Below are 17,983 nucleotides of genomic sequence, written 5' to 3' on the forward strand. Positions count from 1 at the left end.
GGACGAGGGACCACGGACACCCGATCGCTAAGTCTATGCACGACAAGCCCGCCCCGCCCCCTGAAGCACGTTCCAGGAGGACACCTTAGTCGTTCTGCGGGCGGGGCGGGGTGGGATCGGCTGCCTCGTCTCCGACTACGTCCTCGCCCGCCGCGCCGGCCCAGTGGAGGACCGTCAGGCCGAGCACCGTCGCGCCCACTTCGTCGAGCGACCCCGACGCATTCTCTTCGAACCCCCGCCGGAGTCGGCCCATGTCGACGATGGCCGCGCCGTCGCCGGGGCGGTCGAGGAGCGACCGCGCGCGGTCGCCATCGAGGCCGAACCACGCGTGGTGGAACGCGGGCGCGAAGTTGGCCTTCCCGACGCGCCACGCGACCGACTCGGGGAGCACGTCGTCCATCGCCCGCCGCAGCACATAGCGCGTCCAGCCGTCGCGGAGCTTCTGATCGGCGGGGAGCGCGAGGCTGTACTCGACGAGGCGCCGGTCGAAAAACGGGTGGGCGACCTCGATCCCGCACGCCCCCGCGAGGAGCGAGAACAGCCCGCCCGTCCGGCCGAGCGACAGCCGCTCGAGGCCGACCCGGTGGTCGCCGGCCACGCTCTGGAACGTGAACGGGTCCGTCTCCGACATCGCCCGCCCCACGCGCTCGCGGACGCTGGCGAGGTCCGCAAATGGCTGTGCCATCTCGACCGCCCGCTCGCTGAGCTGCCCCGTTCCCGGGCGCTTCCACGCACGCGCGAGCCGGAGCACCGGACCGGGCGTGACGGCCCGTTTCCACACGCGCTTCGCGATCCCGCGCGGGTTGGCCCGTGCCTCGCGCTGAGCGCCCCGGAGCTGCCGCAAAAACGCCCACGGCGGCGTGTTCTCGGCGGCCACGTCGAGCGCGCCGACCCCATAGTGGAGGAACAGCTCGGCGGCCGAGGCCAGGACGTCCTCGAACGGCTGCCGATGCGAGGCTCGGCTGTAGCGGGTTTCGAGCGCCCGCGTCTCGCGCCCGAACGCCGCCCAGTCGCCGGCGTCGGCGAGCTCGCGGAGCCGCGGCCGCCCGTGCATGACGACGGTGTCGCCGTCGTACCCGCTGAGCACCGTCCGCACGCCGGCCGCACGCCCGGCCTTGAGGTTGGCCCACATCGTAAAGTGGGCGCCCAGCATGAGGTCGTCGTCCACGAGCGGGACGATCTCGTCGAGCGCAGCCATCGGACTGAGCGGGGCGGCCTGCGAGACGTGTGACACCACCCCGCCCTGGTCCACGACGGCTTGGATATACTCGCGCTCGTCGAGCTCGGGGATGTCGTCGTGGACGGTCGAGAAGGTGTGGAGCGGACCTCTCCCCTCTTCGCGCAGGATGTCCCGAGCTACGACGGTGACGGACGACGAGTCGAGCCCGCCGCTAAGGTCTGCCCCGACCGGGAACGCCGACCGCGAGCGGGCGCGGACCGACTCTTCGAACCGCTCCCTGAATCCGGCCGCGTAGTCCTCGTCGCTCCACCCCGCCCCCACGCCTGGGTCGGGGCGGACTGTAAAGTGCTGCCATACGCGCACGCCACGATGATCGGCGGAGAGCGCGTGGCCTCCGAGGAGGGACTGGACGCCGCGGAGCGGAGTCCGCGCGGGGTCTCCCGGGTACCCGAGGAGGCGGTCAGCCAGGAACACCTCGTCCCGCTCGCCCGAGACGAATTCGCCCAGCGGCCGCGTAGCTGAGGCGAACGCGATCCACTCCCCCGGACGGTGGGCGTAGTACAGGGGCCGCGTCCCGAACGGGTCCTTCGCGCAGAACAGGCGCCGGCGCCGGCCGTCCCAGACCGCGAAGGAAAAGTCTCCGAGCACGTGGTCCGGGCAGTCTTCCCCCCACTCCGCGTAGGCGGCCAGGAGGAGGTCAGCGTCGGTGAGCGGCGCGCCCTGGGCGGGGAGGCCGAGCTCGTGGAGCGACCGCCGGAGGCGGCTCGCGAGGGCGTCGCGGTCGTCGACGCGGGCGTCGGCCACGAGCGCGAGAGGGCCGCGGACGAGCGGGAGCCGCTCGTGGAGCGACTCAGGCGTCGTGTGCAGCGCGCGGTGCGCGAGTGCGGCGACGCCGTCGGACCACGCGCCGTCGGTGTCTGGCCCGCGGTGGCGCATTGTGGCCGCCATCCGCTCGGCGTCTGGGGCGGCGACGGGGGCGCCGTCGAACCGGACGACTCCAGCGACTGCGCTCATCGTTCCTCCGCTGCCAGTGCGTCCTGAACCTCGTCGCGGCGACGGGCGGGGCGGAACGGGCTGTACACCACAGACGAGTCGCCGCCGCCCAGGACGATCCGGCCGTCGACCTCAAGCCAGGCGTGGGCGCCGATTCCGTCCTCGTCCCGGCGCACGCCGAGGCGGAGCGTTGAGGGGTAGCCCTTGCGGGCGAGGAGCCAGCGGCCGGCGATCGCCTGCGTCAGGCACGGCCGGTCGGCCAGGAGCGTCCGCCCCGCCCACGCTACGGTGCGCAGGAGCGCCGAGGCCTGCTGCGGGGGGACCTTGTCGGCCGACGCCGCACCGCCCGCCGAGGGCTCGAAAAGCCGAACCACGGTTCGGTACGGCAGTGCCCACAGAGCGATCCGCACGACGAGGAGCATCGGCAGCACGCGGGCCAGCGCCCCCCACGAGGCGCGAGGCAGCCGACGCGCCCGCCCGGCCGCCGAGAGCGTCCGGGCGAGCGGCCCGCGGTCAGGTGCTTTGGGGGTCGGCACGCGTGTCACGACGGGGTCTCAACCAACCCGCGCGACATCATCTCACCGACGAACTGCTCGACGTCGGCCCGGAGCTGCGCCGGGGCCACCTCGTACTCCTGCACCAGGAGGTCGACCAGGTCCGACACGGACCGGGGCTCGCTCAGCAACTCGAAGATCCGGGTGCCCACCTCGTTGAGCCCGAAGTACCGCCCCGACACCGGGTCGAGAAGGACGGACTCGCCCCCCAGATCGGCGGTCGCCACGGCGTCGGACACAATGATGGGGAGGTCAGGGGACAAAACGGCCATGCGATCGGTGAGCGTTGGAGGGCGTTGACGAAAAGGTACTCTACGGCCGGGCCGCAGGAGGGGCGGGGCGGCGGCCTACCCGTAGTGGGGCGCTAGGTCGGGGACCTGTTCGGCATCCTCGTCTTCGGGCGCGCCGGCGGCCGGCACATCGGGGGCCGCCACGTCGGGGGGCCGCGTCACGGAGGCCGGCGCCGAGGCGTTCGGGTCGACCTCGACGAGCTGCGGGCTGTCATAGGGGAGCCGGACGTAGCCCAGGCGGACGATAAGGCCGGCCGCGAGCGCCACGGCGGCCGCGACCGTCATCGCGACGCCCACCCCGCCCGTCGAGCTTGCCACGACGGCCAGCATGCCGAACCCGGCAGACACGAGGTAGAGCGCGGCGACGGCCTTCGGGACCGACATCCGGTCGGCCATCCGGTGGTGGATGTGGTCACGGTCGGCGGCGAACATCCCGCGCCGCTCGGCCACACGCCGCGCCATCGAGAGCGAGGTATCGAGGAGCGGGAACCCGAGAGCCAGGAGCGGAACGACCGGCGCCAGGGCCGGGTCGCTGTTGGCCGGGCTCGACAGCGTGTAGACGGCCAAGACGTAGCCAAGGAACAGGCTCCCCGAGTCGCCCATGAAGATCGACGCCGGGTTAAAGTTGTGGACGAGGAAGCCGGCCAGCGCCCCCACGAACACGAGCGCCACGAGCACGAGCGTAAGGTCACCCCGGATGCCGAACGCGAGCGCCATGCTCGCGAACGCAATCGCGACCACGCCCGACGCCAGCCCGTCGATCCCGTCGATCAGGTTGACCGCGTTGATCACGCCGACCACCCACAAGATGGTCAGCGGGATCGAGTACAGCGCGCCGAGATAGACGTCGGACCCGATAAAGGGGAGCGCGCTGAGGTCGATCCGGTACCCTCCGTGGAGGAGCGCGTAGGCAACCAGAACCTCGACGGCGAACTTGGGCTTGAACCCCATCCCGTGGACGTCGTCGTAGGCCCCGACGGCGACCATCGCGAGCGCCCCAACGTAGGCGATCGGGTGGAGCCCCGCCGCCCCGCCCAAGCCGGCCTGCCCGGCAGCCCACAGAACGAACGCCGTCGCGCCCGCGGCGCCGGCGAAGATGGCGATGCCCCCCGCCGACGGGGTTACCACACTGTGGAGCTTCCGGTGCCCGTCGGGCGCGTCGGTCCACGCCCAACGGAGGGCGGCCCGGCGGACGAGCACGGTCGCCACGGCCGTCACCCCGAAGGCGACGACGGCTCCGATCGTTGCGAGGAGGAAAAAGGGCATCGGGACCGGAAGGGCGTCGGGCGGAGAGGGGTGGCGACGGGCGGGGCGGGACGTGGGGAGCCTTCACGTCCTATGCCAGAAAGGGGCCGCCGCGTTTGGTGAGCCTTCCGAGTGCGTTTCGTTGACGGCGGGGTGGAGGCTCTTTTCTTGGGCCCCCGCTGCGCGCGGGCCGGGACGTTAACACGGCACAGAAGGCCGAGCCTCTAGGCGTCTGCCTAGTTGCCGAGCCCGTCGATTCGGAAGTACAGGAGCAGAAGCACGGAGACCACGGACGCCAGCCGGCTCACGAGCTCAAGGCCGTCCCGGAACGTGAACGGCTCCGGAATCGCCTCGTACTCGACCTCAGTCTCGATCACGTCGCCCGTCTCAAGGTTCGGGTGGATCTCGGGCTCGAGCACAAGTTGCTCGGCCGTCGCCTCGTAGATCGGGCGCCGCGTGCCCCCCTGCATGCGGAGGACCCGAACGATCGAGGTCGAGATCGCCCGCTCGGTCGAGTCGGTCGAGGCCGTGCCCCCTGCGAGGGCGAGGGCTTCCGTGAGGGAGATGCCTCTCTGGAGCCGGTAGACGCCGTTCCGTGCGCCGCCGCCGAGGACGTAGACCTCGACGCTGGGCGCCCCCTCCTCGACAAACTGGAAGAACGATGTCCCTTGGTTGATGATCTCGTTGACCGCCCCGATCTGGGCGGCCGAGGACGGCGCCATCGTGACGAGGAAGGCGAGCGACGCGACGAAGCGTGCGGCGGCGGGTCGGTTCATTGTCCGTTGTCTGTTTGGGTGGTCGTGGCGTCCGGTTCGCGGGCGGGGCGGCTGCGCGATGCGCCCCGGCCCGACCCGTAGGGGCCGTAGTTGGAGTAAGCCCCGTACTTCGAGTAGTGGCCGTAGGTGTAGGCGTAGCCGAGCGCCTTGTCGAGCGAGAATCGGTTGAGGACGGCGCCTACGACGCGCGCGCCCACGTCGTCGAGGTGGGCCAGCGCCTGCCGGACGTCGCCGACCTTGGACTTGCCGGAGCTCGTCATGAGGAGCGTGGCGTCGGCCTGGGTCGAGAGGAGCACGGCGTCGGTCGCCGCGAGCACGGGCGGGGTGTCGATGACGACGACGTCGACGACATCGAGGAGCGCCTGGAGGAGGTCGCGGAGCTCGGGCGAACCCAGGAGCTCCGAGGGGTTGGCGACGGTCGCGCGGCCGTCGCCGGGGCCGTCGAGCTCGTTCTCGACCGCGACGGCCCCGGTGGGGATGACGAACAGGTTGTCGACGGGGCCGGAGAACGCCTCCGGGAGGAGCGACGCGAGGCTCTCGGCGTCGGCGTAGCGGCCGCCGAGGACCTGCGCGAGGCCGTAGTCGACCGGGCTCCCGAACACCTCGTGGAGCCGCGGCCGCCGGAAGTCTGCGTCGATGAGCACCGTCTTCCGCCCCGCCTGGGCAAACGTGACCGCGAGGTTCGACGACGTCGTCGACTTGCCCTCGCCGGCCCCGGCGCTCGTGACCACGACCGTACGGACGACGGCGTCGGTCCGGCTAAACTGAACGGCGGTGCGGAGGTGGCGGAACGTTTCGGACGCCGGCGAGAGCGGGGCGTGGAGCGTGACGAGCTCGGGCGCGACGGGGCGGCCCCGGACCTCGACCGGGGCGTCCGACCCCAGCGCCTCCTTGATCGTCGGGGCCAGGTCAGGGACCGCCTCCAGGACCGGGACGCCGAGCGCCGAGACGTGCTCGGGCTTGTATACCCGGTTGTCGACCCGGTCGCGGGCTACGGCGAGCACGATCCCCAGGCCGAGCCCGGCGAGGAGCGCGAGCCCGAGCGTCTTGAACGGCGTCGTGCTTATCGGCGCGGAGGGCACAGACGCCCCCTTGAGAACGCGGGCGTAGCCCGGCTCCGACTCCTCGGCGACCGTCACCTGCTGGAGGCGTGAGGCGACGTTGGCGTAGGTCTGGGAGGCCGCGGCGCGCTCCTGCTGTGCCCGTTCAAGCGAGACGGCCTGCGAAGGCGCCCGCCCAAGCTGGCTATCGATCTGGCCGATCTGGCGGCCGAGCTGGGCGATCTGGCCCTGGAGACCCTGGATCTCGATCCGCTCCTGTGTCGCCTGCTCCTTGAGGTTGGCGATGAGCGAGAGGGCCTGCTCGGGGGCAGTCACCCCGCCCGCATCGAGGGCCTGGCCGACAAACTGGCCGGTCACCTCGCGCTTTTCCCGTTCGAGCTCCGAGATCCGGCCGCGGATGGCGCGCGCGGCAGACTCATCGATGGCCAGCCCGGCCGACTCGCGCCGCTCGTACGGCTGGAGCCGCTGGCGAAGCTCGGAGAGGGACTGCTCGATTTCGGCCACGCGACGGTCGGTGGCGTCGGAGACGCGGTCGGCGAGGCCGGGCGTGATGTCGCGGAGCTGGCCGTTGATCGAGGCCAGCTTGTTCCGGCGCGTCTGGAGGTTGATCTGGGCCGCGTCGCGCTGGGACTGGAGCGCGGAGAGCCGGCTCACGAGGGCGCTCGACCCGATCACGGCCGGGGTCGTCATGCGTCCTTCGAGCGTGGCGTCGGCCTCGTCGAGCTCGCCGCGGAGGCGGTCGGACTGCTCCTGGAGGAACTCGCGGGTGGTCGTGAGATACCCCCGGCTGGCGATCTGGGTCTGCGCGACGTACTCCTCAGCGTAGGCGTTGGCGAGCGCCGCGGCGGCCTCGGGGTCCGAGCTGACGGCGTTGATGCGGATGCCGCTGGACACGTTCCGGTCGGCAAGCTCGAAGTCCACGTTGCCCGGGGGGAGCTGGCCGTTGTCGCCGCCCAGCCGCTCCTGGACCCGCTCGCGGATGCCCCGCGACTGGTTGAGCACGAAGAGCTCGGTGTAGACCGAGCGGTTGTCGCGGACGAACGGGGTCGTCTCGCCGATGGGGGACGTCTCCGCCCCGCCCGCGGCGCGGTCGAGGTCGATGAGGACGAGCGCCGAGGTCGTGTAGAGCGGGCGCTGCGAGGACACGTAGGCCACGGCGCCCACGGCGACGAGCAGGAACACGCCGGCGATGATCCACCGCCGCCGGTAGAGCACGTCGAGGACCTCCTCGATCTTCCGGCCCTGGGCGCTGCCAGGCGGGCGGGTGGGGCGGGGACGGTCAGCGGCCATGGGATGGGCAGACTAGGGAGACAAACAATACGGACGTGGGGCCTAGCATGCGGCCCGGGCCGCACGCAATCGGGCGGGGAGGAATAACGCACACGCCGTACCGGGCTCCCCTAGACGGGCGTGCGGCGACGGCGGACCGTAACGGCAGGTCCACCGTCGGGGTCCTTGTTCTCGAAATGCTCTCGCCGTGCGGCGCGGCGGCGATACCGGCCGTCCACTATTCGAGTCGTGCGCATGGCCCCGTTTCTCGCCCTCCTCCTCCTCCTGTCCTCGCCCACCCCGCCCGACGCCGCGGGTTGCGCCGGGCGGACCGGTTCGGGCGCCACCCTCCTCATTCCGGCCCGCCCCGCCCTCTCCCGGGCGGGCGGTCCGCTCGAGGTCGGCGACGAACTGTCGGTCCTCGCCCCCGACGGGCGGTGCGTTGGGGCGGGGCGGTGGGGCGGGGCCGGCGCCGCGCTCACGGTCTGGGCCGACGACCCGACGACGGCTGAGGCCGACGGGCTCCGGCCGGGCGAGCCCGTCCGCCTCGTGGTCCGCACGCCGGCCGGGGACTACGCCGACGGCGACGTCGTCGTCACGTTCGAGGCCGGGTTCGGCGTCGAGGGCGGCTACCAGCACCACGGCCTCTACGCCGTCGCCGTGGAGCCCGGCGAGATCGTCCCCGCCCCGCCCGCGCCGCGTCTGATCGTGGTGAACGAGGTCGAAGTCGACGCGGCGGGCGCCGGCGCGTTCGTGGAGCTCCGCAGCGCGGACTCTGGGCTCGCGCTCGACGGGCTCCACCTGGCCCTCGTCGACGGGGGCGGGGCGGTGTACGCGTCCGTCGACCTGAGCAGCCACACGACGGGCGCCGACGGGCTCTTCGTGGTCGGCGGAGCCGAGGGCGGGGCGGCGTTGGGCGAGGTCCAGGCCGGCGTCGGGGCCGTCGCGGTCTACGACCACGAGGTCGCGGTCGGCTCGCGGGCCGGCGCCGGCGGGCTCGTCGACGCCGTCGTGTTCGGGCCGGAGGGGGCGGGGCGGTCGGACGACCTGCTGGCCCGGCTCGGCCAGGCGGTCCAGTACGTCGAGGCCCAGGGCGCGTCGCTCCAGCGGCTCGACCTCGCCGGCGGCGGCGGCCCGTTCGCGTCGGCCCTGCTCCACCCGCGCGCGGCCACGCCGGGCGCCGGCAACGGCCGCGAGGTGACGGTGGACCGGACGGCCGAGGTCCAGGACGGCGCCGGGCTCCGCCTGGTCTCGGTCCCCGTTGTGAGCGCGGACGGGGAGCCCAAGGCGGTCGGCGACCTGGCTGCGATCAACCTCGTCCGCGGCGTGGCCGGGGGCGACCACCCCGCCCAGTACCCGGGCGCCCAGCCCAACGTGCTCACCGCGTTCGACAACGCGGGCGGCGGCTTCGTCGCGCCGGCGTCGACGGACGAGGCGCTGGCGCCGGGGGACGGGTTCTTCTGGCACTGGTTCGACGAGGAGGCGGCGCCGTCGGCGGCCGACGGCGGGGGGACGAGCTGGGGCCACGCCCTGGAGAGCGAGGCGTTCGCGTTCACGACAACGGGCGTGCCAATCGACGACGCGCTCCTGAGCGGCCCCTACGAGCGCGAGGTGAGCGCTCCGACGGACAGCGGCGTCTACCTGATTGGAAACCCGTACCCGTACCCGCTCCGCCTGAGCGGGGTGACGGTCGCGGGCGGGGCGCTCCAGACGACGGTGGCGGTGTGGGACCCGGCCCGCGGCACCTACGAGGATCTTTTTTCCGGCCCCGACGGCACCGATGACGTGCTGCCGGTGTGGGGCGGGGCGGTGGCCGAGGTGTACGCGCCGCGTGGCTCGTTCACGGTCGTGACCACGTCGGCGGCCGTCGACCCCACGGCCGCCGCCCCGGTCGAGGCCGCGGCCCGGCGCCAGACGGCCACGACCGCCGCCCGCCTCAGCCTCGAACTCTCGGGCACGCTCGAGGGCGGGGCGGCCGTCGCCGACGCCTCGGCGCACGTCCGGTTCGTCGAGGGCGCCGAGGCCGGGTGGGACGTCCACGACGGGTCGAAGCTGACGCCGCCGACTGAAGCCTTCGCGCTCGTCGCGCCGGTCGGGCAGCGCGACGGCGAGCTGCGACGGCAGCGCGTGCTCTCGCTCCCGACGGCGCTCTCGGCCCCGCGCGCGGTGCCGATCGCGTTCGCGGCGTCCGAGGGCGGGGCGTTCACGCTCCGCTGGGACGTGGCCACGCTCCCGGCGGGCTGGGGCGCCCGGCTCCACGACCTCAAGACGGGCGACGCGGTCGACCTCCGGGGCCAGACGTCGTACGCGTTCGAGACGGGCGGGGCGGCCCCGTGGTCCGAGCGGTTCGAGGTCGTCGTCTCGCCGGCGGCGACGGCCGGCGAGGCGGTCGCCGAGCGTGAGACGACGGTGGGGCCGGCCTACCCGAACCCGGCCGTCGGCCCCGTGCGCCTCGACGTCCACGCGGCGACGGCCCAGCGCGTGGCGGCCGACGTGTACGACGCGCTCGGGCGCCGCGTGGCGCGGGCCTACGAGGGCTCGGTCGGGGCCGGGACGCCGGCGACGGTGTCCGTCGACACGAGCACGCTCGCGCCGGGCCTCTACATGGTCCGCGTCGAGGGTGAGACGTTTGCCGAGACGCGCCGGATGGTCGTGGCCCGCTGAGGCCGCCCCACCCGACTGCCGCCCCGCCCTCTCTGTCGAGGGCGGGGCGGCTCTGCGTTAGAGCACCCTTCGGGTGGGTACCGGGTACGAGGTACGGCCCGATCTGACCTCGGCGCGCGCGGTCCTCGTACCGAGTACCCCGTACCTCCCTGCACGTCAGCTTTAGGCGTCGTCGTCCGGCGTGGTGAGCGGCTCGTCGAAGGCGGCCGAGACCTGGCCGACGTCCTTGAGGTCGGCCGCCCCGCCCCGGTCGGCGTCCACGACGACGTTGTCGGAGTCGATCTCGCGCTCGACCGTCACCTGGTAGCGCATAAAGTCTTCCGAAGCTCCGCCCGGGCCGGCGTCCCCGCCCGAGATCGGGATGGCCTGAATGACCGTCCAGCCCTGGCCGACCTTCCGGCCGATCTCGGTCATCAGCGCGTCCTGGTCGTCGTGGTCCTCGGTGTTGACGCTGACGAGGATCGTGTTCTGTTCTTTCTGCATGGGAAGCGCGGGGCGGGGTGGGAACGGGTCGGGTCAACGCGTGCGCCCGGGCGGGGTTCAGGGCGCGCGGCCCCCTCCCCCACCCCGCCCGCGCCTAAAGCCACCCTTTCGAGAGCGCCCAAAACACGGCGGCGGCGTGGACGCCGTGGGCGATCCGCCCCGACTCCACGAGGTCCGGCAGCGAACGGGCTGGCACGAGCCGGACGCGGAGGTCCTCGGCCTCGTCGGGCGCGGGGTCCGCGACGCGCCGGGCGCCCCGGGCCACGTAGACGTGGCCGTAGTTCGTGTGCCGCCCGGGCTCGACGGCGAGCCGCCCCAGCCGCTCCCAGTCGTCCGAGGCGTAGCCCGTCTCCTCCAGCAGCTCGCGCCGGGCCGCCTCGGCCACGTCCTCGCCCGTATCGACGGCCCCGGCCGGGAGCTCGAGCAGGACGCGGTCGATCCCGTAGCGGTACTGCTCGACGAGGACGGCCTCGCCGGCGTCGGTCAGCGCGAGCACGCAGGCCCAGTCGGGGTACTCGGCCACGTGGTACTCGTCGAGGACGTGGCCGTTGGGGAGGCGGACGCGGTCCTCGCGGAGCGTCAGCCACCACCGGTCGAGGAGCGTCCGGGAGGCGAGCGTGGTCCAGGAGCGCGGGGCGTCGTCCATCGGGGCGGGGCAGGGAGCGGGAAGAACGCACGCCCCGCTCCGCCCCGCCCGCTCCGGCGCCCTCCCCGCCCGGCGAACCGGCTGAGACCCGGTGAAGACGCCCGCCCCGCCCCGCCCCCCGCGTTGACAGACGCGGGCGGGGCGGCGTACTTTGGGCGCTCGCTCGGCACCGCATGCCGGGCCGACGTGCGAGACTAGCTCAGCTGGTAGAGCGCCACCTTGCCAAGGTGGAGGTCGCGGGTTCGAGTCCCGTGTCTCGCTCCAGGACCGACGGCCCTCCCCACTCGGGGAGGGCCGTTTTTCGTTGGGGCGGGGCGGTCGTGCCCACGCCGTGCCGTAAACGAACGCGCCCGCCGCCGGGTGGGGCAGCGGGCGCGGAGCAGACGAGACGGGCGGGGACTACATGCGCCCCTCGATCACACCGCAGCCCTGCGGCGTGCCCGAGTCGCCGGCCGGGTCCGTTTCGAGATCGTCGCGGCCGGAGTGGATCACGATGGCGTGACCAGCGACCGGGTACTCGTCCGGGCCGTAGCCGCCGACCGTGACCGTGGTCTCGACGGTGCCGTCGGCGTCGACCGAGATGTTGCCCAGGTCACCCTTGTGCTTGTTCTGGGAATCGTCGGTGGGGGCGCCGTGGTCGTTCGTGCCGAGGGGGTCCCAGTGGCCGCCCGAGGCGCCGGCCGGCTCCATCTGGCCGTCGCCGTCCTTGTCGGCTGCGGAGCACGCCGGGTTCTGGTGAATGTGGATGCCGTGCATGCCGGGCGTGAGGCCGCTGAGGCTCACGTCCACCATGAGGTCGTCGCCGCTCTCCCGAAAGCGGACCGTGCCCTGGGCGCTGGCGCCGGCGTCCGACGTCGGGCGGACGATGGCGGCGGCGGTGGTCTCGGCGTCGTCCTCGAACAGGCCGGTCACGGCGTCCCACGTGTCACCGGCCGCGTCGGCGACGGCGTCCCCGACGTCGACGGCGATGTCGGCGGTCTCGTCGGCTACGTCCGTAGCCACGTCGGCCGTCTCGTCGGCCACTTCCTCGGTGGTCTGGCAGGCGGGGAAAAGAAAGAGCCCAGCGGCGAGGAGGGCGGGGAGGGGAAATGAGCGCATGTGCGGAGGGGAGGGTTCTGGAGAAGAGCCACCTGTCCTACGCGCCGCGCCCGTCGCCGAGCCCGCAGCGCGCCAAAACTCAGGGATCGCACCACGCCGTCCCGCCCTCAGCCGCCCTAGGCGTCGGGCGGGACGGCCGCGGGCGGGGTGGCCCAGGGTGTCGGGAGCGGCCCTTTGCGGACGACGCCGCACCCGACGGGGCGGCCGGACGCCCCATCCGGCTGGGTTTCCAGGTCGTCGCGCCCGGCGTGCACGACGACGGCGTGGCCCTCGACCGACGTCGGCCCCGAAAAGGACAGGAGCGAGTCGACGACGACGCCGGCGGCGACCCCGTCGGGGCCAGCGGTGATGTTGCCCAAGTCGCCCGCGTGGTGGCTGACGACGACCGACGACGGCGCGCCGTGCAGGCTCACGAGCGGGTTGAGGTGGCCGCCCGCCGCCCCGCCCGGCGTCCCCGCCGAGTCCGGCGCGCAGGAGGTGCCTTCGTGGACGTGGAACCCGTGCTCACCCTCGGTCAGCCCTTCGATGCGGACGCGGGCGCGGAGCAGGCCGTCGACGGGGCGGAACGTGACGGTCCCCGAGACGCCGGACCCGCCGACCCCGGTGATGACGGCCGAGGCCACGTCTGCGTCCGGCGTCGCCGCCTCTGGCCCGGCGTCGGCCGTGAACGACGGCTCGGACGCTCCCGCGGGCGGGGCAGGATCGCCCACGCACGCCGCGAGGGCGACCAAGAAAAGTGCAGCGAGCAGGGCGGTGAGCGGCTTCATAGGGCGGGGCGGGGTGGCGTCGGGGGGCGCGTCCGCCCCGCCCCGCACGCGCCGTGCCAACGGGGGTCGCACAGTCCTACGACCGGCGGACGGCGCCGCGCGTCGAGACGGTGCGGCCGAGGCGCGGCGACCACAAACCGTCGGCGTCGATGGCGTTCGTGACGGCCGGCTCGCTCGGGTCGGCCACGTCCGAGCCGTCCAGGTCGAGGATCTCGGTCGGGTTGTTGTCGGCGTCGACGAGGACGACGCGGGGCCGGTGGGCCGCGGCCTCGTCGGGCGTCATGTCGGCGTAGGCGATCACGATGACCTGGTCGCCCGGCGCCACGAGCCGCGCGGCCGGGCCGTTCAGGCACACGGTCCGGCTCCCGGGCGGGGCGGGGATCGTGTAGGTCTCCAGCCGCGTGCCGGCGTTCACGTTGAGGACCTGGACGCGCTCGTACGGGAGCAGCCGCGCGGCCTCCATCAGCTCGCGGTCGAGCGTGATCGAGCCCTCGTAGTACAGGTCAGCTTCGGTCACCGTCAGGCGGTGGAGCTTCCCCTTAAACATCGTGACGGTCATGAATGGCGGGGAGGGATGGGGGATGGAGGCATAGAGGGATGAGGGGGCGCTCGTGGTCGCGCCGTTTCTGCTCATTCCTCCATCCCGTACCCCTTTAATCCCTCACGATGAGCGTGGTGTTGTCGATGAGGCGGGTGTCGCCGAAGAACACGGCGAGCGCCGCAAGGTACCGGCCCCCCGAGGGGCCGCGCGCGGCGAGCGTGTCGACGGGCTGGAGCGCCTCGGCGTCGACGACCTCGGCGTACTGGACGCGCGCGAGCGGGGCGGCCTCGACCTCGCGCCGGAGCAGCGCTTCGAGGGCCGCCGCCGACCGCTCGCCCCGCTCGACGGCGGCCTCGGCGGCCACGAGCGCCTGGTGCAGCACGATGGCCTGCGCCCGCTCGTCGGCACCGAGGTAGCGGTTCCGCGACGAGAGCGCGAGCCCGTCCGCCTCGCGCACGACCGGGTGCCCGACGACCTCGACGCCGAACCCGAGCTCGGCCGTCATCCGCCGGAGCACGGCCAGCTGCTGGGCGTCCTTCTGGCCGAACACCGCGAGGTGCGGGCGGCACGCGAGGAGCAGCTTGGCCACGACCGTCGCGACGCCCTCGAAGTGGCCCGGCCGGTGCGGGCCGCACAGGTGCCGCCCCAGCGCGCCGACCGAGACGGTGGTCGTGGGCGGGAGCCCGAACGGGTACATCTCGGCCGCCGTCGGCGCGAAGACGGCGTCCACCCCGCCCGCGCGCTCCAGCGCGTCGAGGTCGGCGGCGAGCGTGCGCGGGTAGGCGTCGAAGTCCTCGCCCGGCGCGAACTGCGTCGGGTTGACGAAGACCGAGACGGTCACGTGGTCGCCCCGGCGGCGGGCGTCTCGGACGAGGGCGAGGTGGCCCTCGTGGAGCGCCCCCATCGTAGGGACGAGGGCGAGGCGGCGGCCGGCGGCACGGGCGGCGTCGGCGGCCGCCTGCATGGCGGCGACGGTGCGGATCGGGTCCAAGAGGACGGAGGACGGGGAAAGAAAAGAAGCGGCCGCCCCGCCCGACCGCTCCGGCAGGGGCGGGGCGGGCGCTCTGCTCGCGGCGGGGCTGGCACGGGGCGGGGCGGGGCAAGTTCGTTGAGATCCCCCGAACCGCGCCCGCCCCGCCCGGTAGAGATCTGTGCGGCCGCGGGCGGGGCGGCCCGCACTCGTCCGACCACCCCGCCCCCTCCCCTCCTCCGCATGTCCGACTTCCGCACCGAGACCGACTCGCTCGGCCCCGTCCAGGTCCCCTCTAGCGCCCTCTACGGCGCCCAGACGCAGCGCGCCCGCGACAACTTCCCCATCTCGTCGCTCCGCTTCCCCCGCCGCTTTATCGAGGCGCTGGGGACCGTGAAGGCGGCGGCGGCGCGCGCCAACCAGGACCTCGGCCTGCTCGACGAGGCCACGGCGGGCGCGATCGCCGACGCGGCCGAGCAGGTCCGCCGCGGGGACCTCGACGGCGAGTTCGTGCTCGACATCTTCCAGACGGGCTCGGGCACGTCGACGAACATGAACGCCAACGAGGTCATCGCGACCGTCGCGGGCCGCGCGCTGGCCGGCGCCGACTCGGGCGAGGGCGGGGCGGTGCACCCGAACGACGACGTCAACATGGGGCAGTCGTCGAACGACGTCATCCCGACGGCCATGCACGTGGCGGCGCGCGTCGGGATCGAGACCGAGCTGGTCCCGGCGCTGGAGCGGTTCGCCGCGAGCCTGGAGGCCAAGGCCGCCGAGTTCGACGACGTGGTCAAGTCGGGGCGGACGCACCTCATGGACGCCACGCCGGTCCGCCTGGGCCAGGAGTTCGGGGGCTACGCGGCCCAGGTGCGCAAGGGCGTCGAGCGCGTGCGCCGGGCCTCGGACGAGCTGGCCGAGCTCGCCCTGGGCGGGACGGCGACGGGCACCGGCATCAACCGGCCCGAGGCGTTCCCCGAGGCGGCCATCGGCACCATCTCGGAGATGACGGGGCTCAGCTTCCGCGAGGCCGACAACCACTTCGAGGCGCAGGCGGCGAAGGACGCCTACGTGAGCGCGGCCGGCGCCCTGAACACGGTCGCCGTGTCGCTCATGAAGATCGCCAACGACGTCCGCCACCTCTCGTCCGGCCCCACGAGCGGGCTCGCCGAGATCAGCCTGCCGGCCGTCCAGCCGGGCTCGTCGATCATGCCGGGCAAGGTGAACCCGGTGATGTCGGAGGCCCTGATGATGGTGTGCGCGCGCGTCATGGGCAACGCCGTCACGGTCACGGTCGGAGGCCAGCACGGCAACTTCGAGCTCAACGTGATGATGCCGGTCATGGCCCACGCCATGCTGGAGTCCATCGAGGCGCTCTCCGGCGCGCTCGACGCCTTCCGCGAGCGGTGCCTCGACGGCATCATGGCCAACCGCGACCGCGCCCGCGAGCTGCTGGAGAAGAACCCGTCGATCGCGACGGCCCTTAACGGCGACATCGGCTACGACGCGGCCTCGAAGGTGGCCAAAAAGGCGGCCGCCGAGGGCCGCTCGGTCCGCGACGTGCTCCAGGAGATGGACCTCATCCCGGCCGATCGGATCGACGCCGTGCTCGACGTGCGGAGCATGACGGAACCCGGCATCCCGGGCGAGTAGCCCGCCCCGCCCCGGTCGTCTCGACTCATCTCGCGCCCACCCCACCCCGCTCGCGCGCTGGGGCGGGGCGGGGCGGAGAAGCGGCCGCCCCGCCCTCGCAGATCCCGCCGACCACGCGGGCGGAGGGTGAGGAGCACGCGGTCTCGGCCGGTCACGCGTCCGGGATGGCCGCACCTCTGGGCGGGGCGGTCCTGGAGGGCCGCCAGGGCTTCCCCGGTGAGCGATCTTCGGGAACGCTCACCCCACCCCGCCCGCGCATGTTCGGACGCGTCCTGGCCGGCCTCGGCCTGTTCCTCCTCTTCTTCGCCGTCTACGGCGTCTTCATCGAGCCCCGGATCCTCCTCGACGACAAAAAGTTCGTGGCCGAAGTCCCTGACCTGCCCCCCGCGTGGGACGGGAAAAAGGTGGCGCTCGTGGCCGACTTCCAGTACGGGATGTGGCTCGACAACGTGGGCATGATGGAGGAGACCGTCGAGGACGTCGTCGACGAGGGCGTCGCGCTCCTGCTCGTGGCCGGCGACTTCCTCTACAAGCCGGACTCGACGAAGGCCGAGGAGGTCGTTGAAATCCTCCGCCCCGCCCTCGCCGCTGGCATCCCGGTCGTGGCCGTGCTCGGCAACCACGACTACTCGCTGATGAAGAAGGACAGCGACGAGCGCCCGCCGATCGCCGAATACCTCGCCGAGCGGCTCCGGGCGGCCGGCGCGACGGTGCTCGAGAACGACGCCGTCGCCGTGCCGGCGCCCGGCGGCGGTGATCCGCTGTGGGTGGCTGGGATCGGGTCTGTGTGGGCCGAGAACAGCCGCCCCGACCGCGCCCTCGCCGCCGTCCCCGACGGGGCCGCCCGGCTGGTCCTCATGCACAACCCCGAGTCGTACCGCCAGATCCCCGCCGACGCCGCCCCACTCGCGTTCGCGGCCCACACGCACGGCGGCCAAGTCCGCGTCTTCCCCGGCGAGCACAGCTCGTGGCTCGACATCGTCCGCGAGGGCGAGACGATCGCCGACGGGTGGGCGGCCGACTCGATCGGGGCGCCCGGCAACCGGCTCTACGTGAACCGCGGCGTCGGCTTCTCGACGGTCCCCGTCCGCATCAACTGCCGGCCGGAGCTGACCGTCGCCACGCTCCGCCCCGCCCGTGGGGCGCTCCCCGAGTCGCCGCCCCGCCGGACCACCGACGGCTAGAAGGGCGCGCGCTACGGCGTGAGCGCCGGGTCGCGGAGGGCGGGGTCGCCCTCGCGGGCGAGCAGCCGGTTCCACCCGCCCACGAGCAGGCCCGACACGACGGTTCCGATCAACGCCATCCCCGACAGGCTCAGCGTGAGCAGCCACGTCCCGCGCCGGTGGTTGCCGAGCACGATCTGGTCGGTCTCAGGCGAGACCACGATGGGGATCCGCATGGCCTCGCCCTCGGGGACGTCGAGTTGGTCGGCTTCGATCTCCTTGAGCAGGATGATCGGGAGCTCGACGCGGCGCTCGACTGGCGCCGCCGCCCCGGGCGGGGTGTAGCGGAGGTCGACCTGGCCCGCCGTGATCTCGCTCCGCTCGCGGAGGTTGAGGCCTACGACCTCGGCCTGCACCGTCTGCCCGTCGGCGTCGACCGCGCGCTGCTCCATCCCGGCCCGGAACGTGGCCACGGCGATGACGAGGAGCAGCAGCGGGAGCGCCCACAGCAGGCGCGCGGCGACCGGGTTCGAGAGGAAGTTCATAGACGGGCGGGGCGGACCCAAAGGGCGGGGTGGCGAGACAACGGCCGCCCCGCCCCTCGGTTGCCCGCCGCGGCCGAGTTCGCGGGGA

At 73.4% G+C, this 17,983-nt stretch carries 16 protein-coding genes and 1 tRNA gene; 4 read left to right on the plus strand and 13 right to left on the minus strand.

Features of this window, described 5'->3' with window-relative positions; genetic code table 11:
• Positions 1-85: 85 nt before the first annotated feature.
• The 6 genes from RM540_RS05620 to RM540_RS05645 form a co-directional block, all read right to left on the minus strand.
• Positions 86-2,194 carry a lasso peptide isopeptide bond-forming cyclase gene (locus RM540_RS05620; RefSeq protein ID WP_311662567.1) on the minus strand — a complete coding sequence of 703 codons (2,109 nt, stop codon included), beginning with the start codon at positions 2,192-2,194 and terminating at the stop codon, positions 86-88.
• Complete coding sequence (locus RM540_RS05625; RefSeq protein WP_311662568.1) at positions 2,191-2,709, minus strand: lasso peptide biosynthesis B2 protein; 519 nt, start codon at positions 2,707-2,709, stop codon at positions 2,191-2,193. Before RM540_RS05625 ends, RM540_RS05620 begins: the two co-directional genes overlap by 4 nt.
• A 5-nt stretch (positions 2,710-2,714) precedes the next feature.
• Positions 2,715-2,999 carry a PqqD family protein gene (locus RM540_RS05630; protein ID WP_311662569.1) on the minus strand — a complete coding sequence of 95 codons (285 nt, stop codon included), beginning with the start codon at positions 2,997-2,999 and terminating at the stop codon, positions 2,715-2,717.
• Between the two features lie 75 nt (positions 3,000-3,074).
• A complete protein-coding gene (locus tag RM540_RS05635) occupies positions 3,075-4,283 on the minus strand; it encodes an MraY family glycosyltransferase (RefSeq protein ID WP_311662570.1) in 1,209 nt (402 codons plus the stop codon).
• 215 nt (positions 4,284-4,498) lie between these two features.
• Positions 4,499-5,038 (minus strand): polysaccharide biosynthesis/export family protein, encoded by a 540-nt coding sequence (locus RM540_RS05640; protein ID WP_311662571.1) that lies wholly within the window; start codon positions 5,036-5,038, stop codon positions 4,499-4,501.
• Positions 5,035-7,389 (minus strand): polysaccharide biosynthesis tyrosine autokinase, encoded by a 2,355-nt coding sequence (locus RM540_RS05645; protein ID WP_311662572.1) that lies wholly within the window; start codon positions 7,387-7,389, stop codon positions 5,035-5,037. The genes RM540_RS05640 and RM540_RS05645 overlap by 4 nt, the downstream gene beginning before the upstream one ends.
• Before the next feature lie 234 nt (positions 7,390-7,623).
• Between RM540_RS05645 and RM540_RS05650 the strand changes: the two genes are divergently transcribed.
• Positions 7,624-10,032, plus strand: coding sequence for a T9SS type A sorting domain-containing protein (locus tag RM540_RS05650; RefSeq protein WP_311662573.1), 2,409 nt, complete (start codon positions 7,624-7,626; stop codon positions 10,030-10,032).
• 162 nt (positions 10,033-10,194) lie between these two features.
• Here RM540_RS05650 and RM540_RS05655 read toward each other — a convergent pair whose 3' ends face one another.
• Both RM540_RS05655 and RM540_RS05660 read right to left on the minus strand, forming a co-directional pair.
• Positions 10,195-10,515, minus strand: a complete 321-nt coding sequence (locus tag RM540_RS05655) for a hypothetical protein (RefSeq protein ID WP_311662574.1) — start codon at positions 10,513-10,515, stop codon at positions 10,195-10,197.
• Between the two features lie 94 nt (positions 10,516-10,609).
• The gene (locus RM540_RS05660; protein WP_311662575.1) at positions 10,610-11,161 is read right to left on the minus strand and encodes an NUDIX hydrolase; all 552 of its coding nucleotides are present in this window, start codon (positions 11,159-11,161) and stop codon (positions 10,610-10,612) included.
• Between the two features lie 188 nt (positions 11,162-11,349).
• Here RM540_RS05660 and RM540_RS05665 point away from each other — a divergent pair.
• Positions 11,350-11,425, plus strand: a tRNA-Gly gene (locus RM540_RS05665).
• A gap of 135 nt (positions 11,426-11,560) precedes the next feature.
• Here RM540_RS05665 and RM540_RS05670 read toward each other — a convergent pair.
• The 4 genes from RM540_RS05670 to panC all read right to left on the minus strand — a co-directional run bounded on the left by RM540_RS05670 (position 11,561) and on the right by panC (position 14,558).
• Positions 11,561-12,259 carry a superoxide dismutase family protein gene (locus RM540_RS05670; protein ID WP_311662576.1) on the minus strand — a complete coding sequence of 233 codons (699 nt, stop codon included), beginning with the start codon at positions 12,257-12,259 and terminating at the stop codon, positions 11,561-11,563.
• Positions 12,260-12,375: 116 nt separating this feature from the next.
• Positions 12,376-13,026 (minus strand): superoxide dismutase family protein, encoded by a 651-nt coding sequence (locus tag RM540_RS05675; protein WP_311662577.1) that lies wholly within the window; start codon positions 13,024-13,026, stop codon positions 12,376-12,378.
• A 76-nt stretch (positions 13,027-13,102) separates the two neighbouring features.
• A complete protein-coding gene (gene panD, locus RM540_RS05680) occupies positions 13,103-13,585 on the minus strand; it encodes an aspartate 1-decarboxylase (protein ID WP_311662578.1) in 483 nt (160 codons plus the stop codon).
• A 94-nt stretch (positions 13,586-13,679) separates the two neighbouring features.
• Positions 13,680-14,558 carry a pantoate--beta-alanine ligase gene (gene panC / locus RM540_RS05685; protein ID WP_311662579.1) on the minus strand — a complete coding sequence of 293 codons (879 nt, stop codon included), beginning with the start codon at positions 14,556-14,558 and terminating at the stop codon, positions 13,680-13,682.
• A 222-nt stretch (positions 14,559-14,780) separates the two neighbouring features.
• Here panC and RM540_RS05690 point away from each other — a divergent pair, with 222 nt between their 5' ends.
• Both RM540_RS05690 and RM540_RS05695 read left to right on the plus strand, forming a co-directional pair.
• Complete coding sequence (locus tag RM540_RS05690; RefSeq protein ID WP_311662580.1) at positions 14,781-16,187, plus strand: class II fumarate hydratase; 1,407 nt, start codon at positions 14,781-14,783, stop codon at positions 16,185-16,187.
• Positions 16,188-16,444: 257 nt separating this feature from the next.
• Complete coding sequence (locus tag RM540_RS05695) at positions 16,445-17,371, plus strand: metallophosphoesterase (protein ID WP_311662581.1); 927 nt, start codon at positions 16,445-16,447, stop codon at positions 17,369-17,371.
• An 11-nt stretch (positions 17,372-17,382) separates the two neighbouring features.
• Here RM540_RS05695 and RM540_RS05700 read toward each other — a convergent pair whose 3' ends face one another.
• Entirely contained in the window at positions 17,383-17,895 is a 513-nt protein-coding gene (locus RM540_RS05700; RefSeq protein WP_311662582.1) for a hypothetical protein, read from the minus strand.
• Positions 17,896-17,983: the final 88 nt, after the last annotated feature.

It is taken from the genome of Rubrivirga litoralis, assembly GCF_031846415.1.
Taxonomy (GTDB): domain Bacteria; phylum Bacteroidota; class Rhodothermia; order Rhodothermales; family Rubricoccaceae; genus Rubrivirga; species Rubrivirga litoralis.